This is a genomic window from Candidatus Jettenia sp. AMX1 (genome assembly GCF_030263775.1).
Classification (GTDB): Bacteria; Planctomycetota; Brocadiia; order Brocadiales; family Brocadiaceae; genus Jettenia; species Jettenia caeni.
In genome coordinates this window covers 45,424-58,931 of sequence record NZ_SZPP01000003.1, presented here as the reverse complement: position 1 = coordinate 58,931, position 13,508 = coordinate 45,424, and the positions used below count along the sequence as shown (strand labels likewise).

Genomic DNA, 13,508 nt, shown 5'->3' with positions numbered 1-13,508 from the left:
ATACTTGAGTAAAGATACTTTTATACACCTTCATGTCCATAGTGAATACAGCCTCCTTGACGGCGCCTGCAAGATAAGTGATCTTGTAGATAAAGCCGCACAGCTTAAAATGCCTGCCCTCGCCCTTACAGACCACGGAAATATGTTTGGCGCCATAGAATTTTATGAAATAGCCAAGTCGCGGGGAATAAAACCTATCCTGGGTTATGAAGCATACGTAGCAAAAGGAAGTCGTCTGGATAAGGAGTCGAGAAATGGGAAAGAATCTCTTAGCCATATCACTCTCCTTGCTGAGAATTACGAGGGTTACCGCAATCTTTTAAAACTCACAACCTCGGCATACCTGGAGGGTTTTTACTATAAACCACGGATTGATAAGGCACTCCTGAGAACCCTTTCCAAAGGGATTGTTTGTCTGAGTGGATGTATGACTTCAGAAATTAATCATTGCTTATTAAATAACCGTTATGAAGAAGCAATAATGGTAGCAAGAGAATATCAGGACATCTTTGGTCCCGATCATTTTTATCTGGAGGTTCAAAACAATAAGATTGAGCAACAAGCGGGATTGGTGTCACAAGCGATCGAAATAGGGAAGGAATTGGGTATATCCCTGGTGGCAACGAATGATATTCATTACATGAACGCAGATGATGCGATGGCCCATGATGTTCTCTTATGCATTAATACCGGAAAACATCTGTCAGATGTACAAAGGCTGCGCTTTGGAACAAGTGAATTTTATTTTAAAAATCCCGGTGAAATGTACGACATCTTTCAGCATCTGCCGGAAGCCGCTGAAAACACTCTAAAAATTGCCGACCGGTGCAATGTGGAAATGCCCTTTGGAAAGATGCATCTGCCAAAGTTCATTGCACCACAGGGTATGGCCAACAATGCCTATCTCAGGAAGCTTTGTGAGGAGGGCGCAATCCGGAAATACGGTTCTCTTACGCAACAGGTTCGTGAACGGCTGGATTACGAGCTGCAGGTTATCGAAACTACCGGTTTTGTGGATTATTTTTTAATCGTTTGGGACTTTATTTATTTTGCCGTACAACATCGCATACCTGCTACGGGAAGAGGTTCCGGTGCAGGCAGTCTGGTCGCTTATTTATTAAATATTACCAACATCGATCCTCTCGAAAACGACTTGCTCTTTGAGCGATTTCTTAATGCAGAAAGAATTTCCATGCCTGATCTCGATATTGATTTCTGTGCGGAAGGTCGCGAAAAGGTTATCCAGTATGTAAGAAAAAAATACGGCGGGGATAGCAATGTAGCTCAAATCATTACCTTTGGAACAATGAAGGCAAAGGCCGTTATTCGCGATGTAGGCCGGGTAATGAATATCCCTTTGTCGGAAGTAGATAAAGTGGCTAAACTTATTCCCAATACAATCAATATAACTTTAAAACAAGCCCTGGAGCAGGAACCTGCATTAAAGACACTCTATGAAGGCGAAAAACATATCCGTGAACTGTTCGATATTTCTAAAAAGCTGGAAGGATTATGCCGCCATGCATCAGTGCATGCAGCAGGTATTGTAATCTCAGATGAACCACTCACCGAGTATGTACCTCTGGCAAAAAGCGGAGACGTTGTTACAACGCAATTCTATGATGAAATATTGGTAGATAAAATTGGTTTGTTAAAGGCCGATTTTCTTGGCGTCCGGAAATTAACCGTCATCGATAAGGCCATAAAATTAATTCATGAGACTACCGGGAAAGATATCGATCTTATGAAAATTCCTATGGACGATAAGCGGACGTATGAATTATTAGCCCGTGGGGATGTAAAAGGGATTTTCCAGGTAGAAACCAGCCGCGGATTCAGGGAATTGTTAAAAAAGCTAAAACCTGATAAATTTGCTGATATTTTACCTCTCGTGGCCTTGTACAGACCAGGTCCACTGCAGAGCGGGATGGTAGAATCTTTTATTAACCGGAAACACGGAAGAGAAGAGGTAACGTATCTTCATCCTTCGCTGGAACCTCTCCTGAAGGAAACCCACGGAGTAATTTTATACCAGGAGCAGGTTATGCGTATTGCCAACCGCCTGGCCGGTTTTTCTCTCAACCAGGCTGACAATCTCCGTAAAGCAATGGGAAAAAAGAAACCTGAGATTATGGCAAAATTTAAAGACCAGTTCGTAAATGGGGCTATCGCATATGGGATTCCTGAAAAAACTGCAAGAAGTATCTTTGAACTGATGGAATATTTTGCAGGATATGGTTTCAATAAATCCCACTCCGCAGCGTATGCGGTAATCACTTATCAGACTGCCTATTTAAAGACAAATTACCCTGTTCAGTATATGATTGCACAGTTGAGTTGTGAAAAAGAAAATACGGATAAGATTGTAGAGTATATTGAGGATTGCCGCCGGATGGGTATCGAGGTGATGCCTCCGGATGTCAACGAAAGTCAAAATGATTTTACTATCTCAGATGGAAATAAGATACGGTTTGGACTGGGAGCTATCAAAAATGTAGGGGACAAAGCTATCGAATCAATCGTCCTGTCCAGAAATAAGGGAGGACGATTTACCTCAATCCTGGATGTATGCAAACGGGTTGATATGCGGGTCGTTAATAAGCAGGTAATCGAATCGATGATCAAATCAGGATGTTTCGACTCGTTGCATGATAATCGCGCGCGGCTGCTTGCAGGGCTTGATACAACTATGCAGATGGGAAGCGTAGCAAACAAAGATAGGCGTACCGGTCAAAAATCCTTGTTTGCTATCGACACCGATATGGATATGTTTGGGAAAGGCAACCCGGGAAAAGACAGCGATACGAACCAATGGTCAGAAAAGGAACTGCGGCAAGCAGAAAAGGAGAGTCTTGGCTTCTACCTGAGCTCTCATCCCTTGCATGCCTATCATGAGAAAATCAAGCAATTATCCACCACGTCATCTGCAGAGGTATCGGAACTTTCTGAAGGAGATGAAGTAGTTATAGGGGGAATTATTACAAATCTTCGGCAAAGTACTACAAAACGAGGCGACCCCATGCTCTATATTACTCTCGAAGATACGAAAGGCATAGTTGAGTGTATTGCTTTTCACAAAGAAACAAAGACGTATAAGCCACTATTCAACATAGATGAGGTTGTTTTTGTGAAAGGCCAGGTCGGCTTCCAAAGCACTGTCCCCACCGTACGGATAAAGGAAGTTATTGCCGAAAAAGATGCATTCACACGTCTTGTTACATGCGTAGCCATTCGCTTTGATGCCTCTCATTTTGAAGAGACAAAATTCCTGCAATTAAAAGAGATTATTAAGCTCCACAGCGGCACATGTCCCCTGTTTTTTACTATCATCACTGCTCAGGGTGCTTATCAAATCAAGACATCCCGTCAATATTTCATCTCAGCAACAGATGCCTTCGTATCGCATATACAAGAACTCTTCGGTTCGGATGCGCTTCTGATAAATCAGACGGAATACGAAACAACGGCTTAAAAATGTTTGACCTGCCTCAATTATTGTGTTATAGTTAAGTGTTTATTATTTATAATTATATGCTTATTCTTATATCATTAAATATCATTCTGAATCTTGGAGAAAAACAAATTTATGGCGGATGAACTTACGTATGCACTGATTACTCCCTACAGCCTTCTCAAAAGCCGGACTGGCGGTATTCTGGGGCGTCTACTTTCGTTAGCAAATCTTGAGCTTATCGGGGCAACAATGTTTGCGCCAAGTGATGATTTCGTCGATAAATATTGTGCAACTATTGAGGAACAGGATATCAAACAAGCATGGAAGAAAGTTATGATTAACTATATCAACAGTAACTTTCGTAAGGAAAATAAATTTGGGATTACCAACCGGACGGTATTGCTTTTCTTTAAGGGTTCCCATGCTATTGAAAAGTTAAAGGATGATGTAATCGGACCTATTACCAGTTTCCAGGGACATACCATTCGGGGCAGCTTTGGAGATTTTGTAGAAAATTCTGATGGCACCATGGAGTATTTTGAGCCGGCCGTCGTCACTTCAGCGGACCCTATTACTAACGATAAACAACTTTCCTTATTTGCCGAATATCTGCCAAAAGACGGAGGCGTTTTGGAAGATATCATTAAGTTTCCCGAAGGGGTAAAGGCAGAAACAACTTTGGTTATCCTGAAGCCGTTTGAGGAACAAAGTCCGCTACCCGGCAATATCATCGATATGTTTTCCCGAACGGGTTTATTCATTGTTGGACTAAAGCTTTTAAGAATGAGTATTGCACAGGCTGAAGAATTTTATGGCCCTTTAATAAACATATTTCGTGAAAAACTAAAGCCAAAACCAGAAAAAATAGCAGAAAAATTAAAAGAAAGTTTTAAATCCTGCTTCACCTTCGAAGTACCAGATGCTATTATTAAAAACCACGCAGCAGAATTATCAGAACAATTAAAAGATATGAATGCTATGCATGAATTCAATAAGATCATACAGTATATGACAGGCCTGGACCCTGAAAAGACAAGCCCGTCCGATAAGGAAAAACCAGGGACTGCGCGTTGCCTAGCCCTTTTATACCGCGGGCCGGATGCCATCCGTAAAATCAGAAATATTCTGGGGCCTACCGATTCAAAGAAAGGGGAGCCTGGTAAAGTCCGCAGAATTTACGGAGAAGATATCATGAAGAATGCTGCTCACGCCTCAGATGCTGTGGAAAATGCTGAGAGGGAACGAAAAATTATCGGATTGTGGGAGAACAAGGAGCCGTATGAGCTTAAGGAAATAATCGAAGATTATTTACGGAAAAAGTAGAACTATGTTTATTCACAAGATACCTGTAGGACCATTAAAGGTATGCTGTTATATTGTTGCAGGTAAAATCTCAAACGATGCAATGATCATCGACCCGGGCGCAGATGCAGAAGCTATTATTGATTTTCTGAAAAAAGGGCGCCTAACACCTAAAATTATCGTACTTACCCATGGTCATGGCGATCATATCGGCGCCAACACTGGTCTTAAAAAAGCATTTCCCGATATTCAAATTTGTATACATGAGGAAGATCAGGATATGCTCCCTTATCCGGCAAAAAACCTTTCTATCCTTTCCGCTTTTTACGGCGGCCCAACGGTACGGTCACCCCTGGCAAACCGATTACTCAGGGATGGAGATACGATCACCGTGGATGAACATATCTTTGATGTAATCCATACACCGGGGCATACCCCTGGCGGAATATGCCTCTCCAGCAAAAAGCGGGAGAACGGAAGACCTCCCATATTATTTTCCGGAGATACCCTATTTAAAGAAAGTATCGGCCGGACAGATTTTCCGGGAAGCGATCAGGAAAAACTCCTTCGCGCTATCAAGGAACGATTGTTTGTTCTGGATGAAGATACAATTGTATACCCTGGACATGGTCCATCAACAACTATTTTAGAAGAAAAGAAACATAATCCATTTGTTACCGAGGTAACTATGCATGGTTGAAAATATAAAAGACTTATTCATTGAAGAAGAGATGAAGGATTCGTATCTGAATTATGCCATGAGCGTCATCATGAGCCGTGCACTTCCCGATGTAAGAGACGGCTTAAAGCCATCACAAAGACGCATCCTCGTTGCCATGAATGATCTTGGTTTGGGCCCTCGTTCCAAATTCAGAAAATGCGCTAAAATTGCGGGTGATACTACGGGTAATTACCATCCTCACGGCGAGCAGGTAGTCTATCCGACCCTTGTCCGTATGGCACAGGATTTTAATTACCGGTATCCTCTTATCCAGGGACAAGGAAATTTTGGTTCTATCGATGGTGATCCTCCTGCAGCTATGCGTTATACAGAGGCCCGCATGACGGAAGTCACTATGATTATTATGGAAGATCTTGAAAGAGAAACTGTTGATTACGTGCCTAATTACGATGATACGCGGCAGGAACCGATTGTCCTTCCATCGAAATTCCCCAATCTATTGTGTAACGGCTGTTCTGGCATTGCGGTGGGCATGGCTACCAGTATCCCGCCACACAATGTACATGAAATTTGTGATGGAATTATTAAAATTATTGATAATCCTGATGTCACTATTGATGAATTAATGCATATTATCAAAGGGCCGGATTTTCCTACAGGCGCATTGATTTGCGGTACTGAAGGTATTAAAGAAGGGTATCGGACGGGACGCGGAACGATTACGGTACGGGCACGCGTACATACAGAAACCACGAAGAGCGGGAAAAAAAGTCTTGTGGTAACCGAAATACCCTATCAATTGAACAGGGATAACATCCTGGAACGAATTGCTGACCTGGTAAAGGAAGACCAGCTTAAAGGTATCTCAGATATCCGTAACGAGAGTGACCGGGAAGGAAGCCGTCTGGTTATCGATTTAAAAAAGGGTGAGGATGAAGAAGTAGTTCTCAATCAACTTTACAAGCACACAAAACTTCAGGATAGTTTCAGCATTATTATGATTGCCCTGGTTAACAACCGGCCGGAGACGCTTAACCTAAAACAGATGTTAGTGTACTATATTGAGCATCGGAAGGTTGTTATTATACGCAGGACTCAATATTTACTGGCAAAAGCACAAGCGAGAGCTCATATCCTGGAAGGATTGAGGATCGCACTCCAAAACATTGATAAAGTTATCCAGTTAATCAAGACCTCCAGCTCTGTCGATCATGCACGACAGGAACTTATCAGTCAATTTTCCCTTTCCGAGGTTCAAGCGAATGCTATTCTGGATATGAAACTTCAAAGATTAACCGGTTTGGAGCAAGAGAAGATTGAGGAAGAGTATAAAAAACTGTGCGCCGATATTAAAGAATACGAGGCCATTCTTGCCAACGAAAAATTAGTATTGGCTATTATCAAAAAAGATATTGAAGAAGTTAAAGAGCGTTTTGGCGATAAGCGACGCACAGAAATTGTTAATGCAATTACCGAACTCAATCTGGAAGATCTTATCGCGGAGGAGAATGTCGCCGTTATCATTACCCATGAAGGGTATATTAAACGGCTGCCACTTACCTCATACCGGAAACAACATCGCGGCGGTAAAGGCGTTACCGGCGCCGAAATGAAAGAAGGAGATTTCATAGAACATCTGTTTGTAGCATCAACGCATGATTATATCCTGTTTTTTACTGACCAGGGCAGGGTTTACTGGCAAAAGGTTTACGATATTCCGCAAATGGGCAGGACATCAAAAGGGCGGGCGCTCATTAATTTGTTAGAACTGAAAGAAGACGAGAATGTAACCTCTCTCATTCCGGTACGGGATTTTGATGAACGGCAGTTGGTTATGGCAACCAGCAATGGCATTATTAAAAAGACGCCGTTGTGCGCTTATGGCAATCCGAAAAAGGGTGGTATTATTGCCATTACCCTCGACGAAGGGGATAAATTAATCTGTGTTAAATTAACCAACGGTAAACAAGATATTATTCTGGGCACAGAACAAGGAAAAGCCGTGCGTTTCTCCGAAACAGATGTAAGAACTATGGGGCGTGTAACTCATGGCGTAAAGGGAATAACGCTCAAGGACAGTGATAAGGTCCGGGGTATGGTAATTGTAGATGAAAACGCTTCCCTGCTGACCGTTTGCGAGCACGGCTTCGGAAAACGTACCGATTTCGGAGAGTATTCGGCTCACCATCGGGGTGGTCAAGGCGTTATTAATATTAAAACCACCGATAGAAACGGAAAGGTTGTGGCGCTGCTTGATGTCAGGGATGAGGATGAATTGATAATGATAACTGCAAAAGGTATGGTTATCCGTACATCGGTAAATACTGTTCGTGCCATAGGAAGAAATACCCAAGGGGTAAAACTCTTCTCTGTAGTAGAAGGTGATAAACTCGTTTCCGTTGCCCGCGTTGTCCCGGAAGAGGCAACTTCTGAAGGCGGTATAGAAGAACCATTGGCAGGAGAAATTACCAATAAAGAGATGACGGAAGAAAGCTCCCAGGAAGAAACGGAAGAGTAACAGAATAAACAAAACGAAAGAAACATGGTAATTGCTTAAAAATAAGGTGTAAATGATAGTAAGTAATACGGGGCAAGCATATTCGTACCTGTTTTTGCAAATACTTCTTCCCTTCTCTTCTCATACGTAATAATCTCAAGAAAACACTTCATTCCAATTTATGACAACCTGTTAACTCAATATGATACATAAATATCGGATATACAACATATTCTATTTAGCTTTTCTGCTATTCCTGCCTTCAGGGGTTGGAATTGGAGAAATATTAGAGAATAAAGATAAGATACACGCGCACATGTTATGGCACTATATAACCAGAGAAAAACCATACAAAAATTACCCTGCCTGGCCTGGCAAAGAAGGTTTTTATGAAAGTACCATGCCGCCGGGTAATATCCTTAAATTATATATAAATGAACTTGCCCTTGACACGGTTCTCCACAAGAAGGGAGTGTTTCCAGACGGCGCACTCTTAATTAAAGAGAACTATACGGATAATGGAGAGCTGTTTTTAATTACGGTGATGTATAAAGCAAAAGGATTCAACCCTGCAGGACATAACTGGTACTGGGTAAAGTACAAACCGGATGGAGAAGCGCGTCTGGAAGGCAAGGTTGATGTATGTATCAGTTGCCATGTAGGGGTAGCAGGAAACGACTATGCATTTACCGGTAGTATAAAGTAAATAAAACCAGCACTATTTCATCAGAGTTTCAATAAGAGAGACCATAGGGTGCTACCTTCCAAATCCTGCTACGGCTGATTTATCATAAACCAATAAGTATAAGCTCGCGCTATCCAAAAAGTTCAAATAGTAGCTGTTATTGTGAGAGTGTTACCCGAAGCAATCTTTTTTGTTGACATCTCTAAACCATTAAATTATATTTTATATTAATTAACAATCATTTTTCTTTATAATTTATAATACTATGGAATCTGTAGAAAAATTAACTCATGTATTACGAAATAACGGTATGAAAATCACCCCACAACGGCTGATGATTTTTAAAATTTTAGAGAATAACACTTCTCATCCATCTGCCGAAGAAGTTTTTAAAAGGGTAAAGAAGATCTATCCTGCCGTATCATTTACCACAATCTATAAGACCTTAGAAACCTTAAGAGATCTCGGTGAGGTTAAAGAGCTTATTATCGATGAAGACCGTAAACACTATGACCCCAACACGAACTCTCACCATCACTTCATCTGCTCTACCTGTAAAAAGATACTTGACATCTTTGAAGATTTCTCTTCACATATTAAATTACCTGATTCTCTCAAAAGTGATTACACGGTTTTTGGATTTCAGATATCCTTCTACGGTATCTGCAAAGAGTGCGGTTAAAAAACTTGCACGGCAAGGCAGTCTAAAGAACAAAATTCCGAAGGCTGTTATCATTCCTACATACCCTTATTTTGCGCCATATTTTAACTATAGATAACTTTATGAGAATTATGGTATATTTTGGTTTACTGTTGAGGAATTTCAATTTCGTTCCGTAGGGCAAGGGGCTAAAGCCCATATGCATCAAGTTATCGTTTAATCAAGGGTGGCACGGACAAACTTTGTTTGTCCGTGTGTTCTATTCCCTATCAACGCTGGCATTTGAAGCAAGCACGGACAAACAAAGTTTGTCCGTGCCACCCTGAAAACCGCTTACATAAAATGAAAATTCCTATACAATCAAGCTAAGCTTTAGTTGCTTGTTGGCTTGTTCCCAAACTCTTCCCCATTTACATGAGAACATAGTTTGGGAACATACTTGTACGGAAAACTCTGTTTTCCGAATTCAGAAGTACCTGATCGGATGATTCCTCAGGAGGGACAGGGTTGAAACCTATTCTTACTCGAAACAGAGTTTCGAGGCAATTGCGTTCCCAAACACAGAGTTTGGGAACGAGTTACACATGAAGCTCATGGGCACAGAAATCCTTAGCTTGATGCATATGGGCTAAAGTCTTGCCCTATGAGGCATGAATAAGGGCTTGAAATAAGGATGCATGACATGGATTTTCTATCATACGTTCAGGATGCCATTGAACCCCTAAAAGGAATGGATAATCATCTGCCCATTCAACAGCTTCTATAATACTATCAACAGCATGGGCTGCATCTTTTAAACCATTACCCAATCTTTTAATAGCCTGATGGTGTATGCTGTTAGTCTCAATAGAGCCTGATCCGATAATGCTGTAAAGGAGAGAATCCTTCTCTACCATTACAGAGTGAGTATAACTCTTGTTGTGCGGGTCATTATGAAGGATTGAGGATTTATATTCTGAAGGTATATCCTGTATAAGAGAGCCACCTAAGACAACATTTACCAGTTGAACACCATAACATATAGCCAGAATAGGCTTTTTCATTTCAAGGGCTGTTTGTAACAGAACGAAATCGGAAGCATCTTTATCAGAATGGACACATACAGTTTTTGCATGTCTTTTTTCCTCATAGCGTTCGGACGGAACGTCGTTTCCACCGGTGAGAAGCAGGCCATCAATCCTTCCCAGAAAGGACTCTACATCGCGTTTATCCTTAATTACGGGTAGTAGGAAAGGGATTCCGCCAGCCCCAATGATGGCTTCACTGTAATCTCTATACAAAAAAGAATAGGGTAACCTGCCTTCCTCTTCGTAATCGCAATTTATACCAATAACTGGCTTCATATTTTAACCCCATATTTCACCGGTAAAAGATTTTATTTTTAAACTTTTTATTTATCTGTGTAATCTGTGAAACCTGCGGTTTCAAATATCTTTTATAAAATATACCGGCTCAAATCTTCGTCTTTCGCTATGGCTTGTAATTTATTCTCCACGTACTTCGCATCAATAATAATCTCTGCGCCATTCATATCCGGCGCATCGAAAGAAGCATCTTCCACCAGTTTCTCCATAACGGTATGTAATCTTCGCGCGCCAATATTCTGAGTACGCCTGTTAACCTGCACAGCAATATTGGCAATAGCTTCAACAGCATCATTTTCAAATCGTATCTTAATTCCTTCCGTCTCAAGAAGCGCCTTATATTGTTTAATTAAGGCATTTTTTGGTTCGGTTAAGATACGCAAAAATTCTTCTTTTCCGAGATCCTCTAACTCCACGCGAATGGGAAAACGTCCCTGAAGTTCGGGTATTAAATCTGAAGGTTTGGAGACATGAAATGCGCCTGCTGCAATAAAGAGAATGCGATCCGTTTTAACGATCCCGTATCTCGTGTTTACCGTTGTGCCGTCTACTATCGGCAATAAATCTCTTTGCACACCCTGCCGGGACACATCGGGACCATGAGTAGATTCACGTCCTGCAATCTTATCAATTTCATCAATAAAGATAATGCCAAACAATTCGGTTCTCCGGATTGCCTCCTGCATAACCTTTTCCTTATCGATAAGCTTCTCAGCCTCCTCTTGTATCAAGATCCTTCTTGCTTCGGGCACGGAGACCTTTCGCATTTGCGCGCGCGGAGGAACCATTTTTTCCAGCATATTCTGGAAGTCCATTCCTATCTCTTCTACCCCTGCCACAAAACCCTGAAGTACATAGGGTTTTTCGTGAATAGTTAATTCCACGGTACGATTTGAAAGCTCACCATCCTGTAATTTTTTCCGGAATTTTTCCCGCGTACTGAGACGCTGTTCTTCAGCTTCAGTAGCAGGCTGCTCGGTATTTTTCGGTAAAGGGGGCAAGAGTAAATCGAGGAGCCTTTCCTCTGCCATCCTTTCTGCTTTTTCCTGGACACCTTGTATCATTTCCGCCTTGACCATATTCACACCGATCTCGGTAATATCACGTATCATAGACTCCACGTCCCGTCCGTGGTAACCAACCTCAGTATATTTTGAGGCCTCCACTTTAAGAAAGGGGGCTTTGACAAGGGCAGCCATGCGTCTGGCAATCTCTGTCTTCCCTACACCGGTAGGACCGATCATAATGATATTCTTCGGCAATACCTCTTCTCGTAATTCATCAGCAAGTTGATGCCTGCGCCATCGGTTACGAATAGCAATTGCCACCGCGCGTTTGGCATTTTTCTGACCGATAATATATTTATCAAGAGCTTCTACGATCTTACGGGGTGTCAGTTTATCCACTACTTGATCTCCTCTACCTTGATATTTTTATTGGTATAGATACAAATGTCTGCTGCAATGTTGAGGGATTCTTCCACAACCTCTTTTGCTGTTAACGACGAGTGTTTTATCAATGCCCTGGCTGCTGCAATCGCGTATGAGCCGCCAGAACCGATACCAATGATACCATCATCTGGCTCGATTACATCACCGCCGCCAGATATTAAAAAGGAGTAATTTTTATCTACGACAACAAGCAGAGACTCCAATCGCCTCAAAATTTTATCCGTTCTCCACTCTTTCGCCAGTTCATGAGCGCTGCGCAGGACATTCCCCTGGTACTGTTCAAGCTTGGCATCAAACCTTTCCATAAGGGCAAAAGCATCCGCTGATGAACCGGCAAATCCAACAATGACCTTATCGTGATAGAGCTTGCGAATCTTTTTCGCGTCTTTTTTAACTACCGCAGCGTTCATGGTAACCTGACCATCGCCGCCAATAGCAACATGTCCATTCTTCCGAACTGCTAAAATTGTTGTAGATATAATGGTAGGTTTCATAATACGAGCCCCTTTTTTAGTATAGAATATTTCAGATGATGAACATAAATGTTATCAATTTGCTTAGGAGTTAGCAAGGCTTTTCTCATTTCTTACTGTTTGACAAACAAGGGATTAAGCGTATAATAAACTTAAATTTCTCCGCATGTTAAGGAATAATCTGAAGGTAAATAAAAACCTAATTAAGGGAGGTTATATCATGATAAAGAAGACAGCCAAAGATATTATGAATAAAATTGTTACTGCAGCAAAAAAGAAAACGATTGGCAGAGATCTGGCTGTAAAATTATTATCGGGTATGTATAGTGGTTTACCTGTTGTGGACGATAACGGAAAGGTCATTGGGATAGTCAGTGAATTTGATCTTTTAAAGGTCATAAAAAATGGGAAGGCTTTGGAACAAGTAACGGCAGAGGAAATCATGTCAAAAAACCCTATATGCGTTTCTGAAAATACCTCAGTCGATGAGATTATAGACCTCATGACAAAACATAATATTATTCGTATCCCTATTATAAGAAACGATGTTCTGGTGGGAGTCGTATCAAGATGTGACATCCTCAGCAGCATTGTGGAACCTGAATTTGTCACGGTTTTTGCCGATTAAGGTATTAAGAGCCATTGCCTTATGGTAAGGGAATTGGGTATTTAGGCTTATTTGCAAGGCTTTACAGGCTGTCCGAGAATTCATTGGCGACCTTAAACATATACTATTTATTGTCTAATATTAACACAATCGGTCAATATATAGTATAGCATCTCGTGTTCAAAGTAATTCTCGGACAGCCTGTTGAGCCTTGCCTCCCCCACCAGAATATATGCACCGGGATAGCAACCCGAAAGGGTTGCCTTACAGAATTGCAATTCCTATACATTACATGAGGCCTTGGACAACTTTTTTAAAACACTGAATAAACT

Annotated in this window: 10 protein-coding genes; 7 read left to right on the top strand and 3 right to left on the bottom strand. The window is 41.4% G+C overall.

Features of this window, described 5'->3' with window-relative positions; translation table 11 throughout:
• Positions 1-4 precede the first annotated feature (4 nt).
• The 6 genes from FBQ94_RS01120 (at position 5) to FBQ94_RS01095 (ending at position 9,302) form a co-directional block, all read left to right on the top strand.
• The gene (locus FBQ94_RS01120) at positions 5-3,472 is read left to right on the top strand and encodes a DNA polymerase III subunit alpha (RefSeq protein ID WP_007220349.1); all 3,468 of its coding nucleotides are present in this window, start codon (positions 5-7) and stop codon (positions 3,470-3,472) included.
• Positions 3,473-3,586: 114 nt separating this feature from the next.
• Complete coding sequence (locus FBQ94_RS01115; RefSeq protein WP_007220350.1) at positions 3,587-4,777, top strand: nucleoside-diphosphate kinase; 1,191 nt, start codon at positions 3,587-3,589, stop codon at positions 4,775-4,777.
• A gap of 4 nt (positions 4,778-4,781) precedes the next feature.
• Positions 4,782-5,456 (top strand): MBL fold metallo-hydrolase, encoded by a 675-nt coding sequence (locus FBQ94_RS01110; protein WP_007220351.1) that lies wholly within the window; start codon positions 4,782-4,784, stop codon positions 5,454-5,456.
• On the top strand, positions 5,449-7,956 hold the full coding sequence (gene gyrA, locus FBQ94_RS01105; protein ID WP_007220352.1) for a DNA gyrase subunit A: 2,508 nt from the start codon (positions 5,449-5,451) through the stop codon (positions 7,954-7,956). The genes FBQ94_RS01110 and gyrA overlap by 8 nt, the downstream gene beginning before the upstream one ends.
• 181 nt (positions 7,957-8,137) lie before the next feature.
• Entirely contained in the window at positions 8,138-8,641 is a 504-nt protein-coding gene (locus FBQ94_RS01100) for a cytochrome P460 family protein (RefSeq protein ID WP_007220353.1), read from the top strand.
• Positions 8,642-8,885: 244 nt separating this feature from the next.
• Positions 8,886-9,302 carry a Fur family transcriptional regulator gene (locus FBQ94_RS01095; RefSeq protein ID WP_007220354.1) on the top strand — a complete coding sequence of 139 codons (417 nt, stop codon included), beginning with the start codon at positions 8,886-8,888 and terminating at the stop codon, positions 9,300-9,302.
• A gap of 620 nt (positions 9,303-9,922) precedes the next feature.
• Here the strand turns inward: FBQ94_RS01095 and FBQ94_RS01090 are convergent.
• The 3 genes from FBQ94_RS01090 to hslV form a co-directional block, all read right to left on the bottom strand.
• Positions 9,923-10,624, bottom strand: a complete 702-nt coding sequence (locus FBQ94_RS01090) for a gamma-glutamyl-gamma-aminobutyrate hydrolase family protein (RefSeq protein WP_007220355.1) — start codon at positions 10,622-10,624, stop codon at positions 9,923-9,925.
• A 92-nt stretch (positions 10,625-10,716) separates the two neighbouring features.
• Positions 10,717-12,051, bottom strand: coding sequence for an ATP-dependent protease ATPase subunit HslU (hslU, locus tag FBQ94_RS01085; protein WP_007220356.1), 1,335 nt, complete (start codon positions 12,049-12,051; stop codon positions 10,717-10,719).
• Positions 12,051-12,590 (bottom strand): ATP-dependent protease subunit HslV, encoded by a 540-nt coding sequence (gene hslV, locus FBQ94_RS01080; RefSeq protein ID WP_007220357.1) that lies wholly within the window; start codon positions 12,588-12,590, stop codon positions 12,051-12,053. Before hslV ends, hslU begins: the two co-directional genes overlap by 1 nt.
• A gap of 199 nt (positions 12,591-12,789) precedes the next feature.
• Between hslV and FBQ94_RS01075 the strand changes: the two genes are divergently transcribed.
• Positions 12,790-13,197 carry a CBS domain-containing protein gene (locus FBQ94_RS01075; RefSeq protein WP_007220358.1) on the top strand — a complete coding sequence of 136 codons (408 nt, stop codon included), beginning with the start codon at positions 12,790-12,792 and terminating at the stop codon, positions 13,195-13,197.
• Positions 13,198-13,508 lie beyond the last annotated feature (311 nt).

Excerpts from the sequence above, each read along its gene's own strand:
- FBQ94_RS01115 (WP_007220350.1), top strand. The coding sequence starts at position 3,587 with ATGGCGGATGAACTTACGTATGCACTGATTACTCCCTACAGCCTTCTC.
- FBQ94_RS01110 (WP_007220351.1), top strand. The coding sequence starts at position 4,782 with ATGTTTATTCACAAGATACCTGTAGGACCATTAAAGGTATGCTGTTAT.
- gyrA (WP_007220352.1), top strand. The coding sequence starts at position 5,449 with ATGGTTGAAAATATAAAAGACTTATTCATTGAAGAAGAGATGAAGGAT.
- FBQ94_RS01100 (WP_007220353.1), top strand. The coding sequence starts at position 8,138 with ATGATACATAAATATCGGATATACAACATATTCTATTTAGCTTTTCTG.
- FBQ94_RS01095 (WP_007220354.1), top strand. The coding sequence starts at position 8,886 with ATGGAATCTGTAGAAAAATTAACTCATGTATTACGAAATAACGGTATG.
- FBQ94_RS01090 (WP_007220355.1), bottom strand. The coding sequence starts at position 10,624 with ATGAAGCCAGTTATTGGTATAAATTGCGATTACGAAGAGGAAGGCAGG.
- hslV (WP_007220357.1), bottom strand. The coding sequence starts at position 12,590 with ATGAAACCTACCATTATATCTACAACAATTTTAGCAGTTCGGAAGAAT.
- FBQ94_RS01075 (WP_007220358.1), top strand. The coding sequence starts at position 12,790 with ATGATAAAGAAGACAGCCAAAGATATTATGAATAAAATTGTTACTGCA.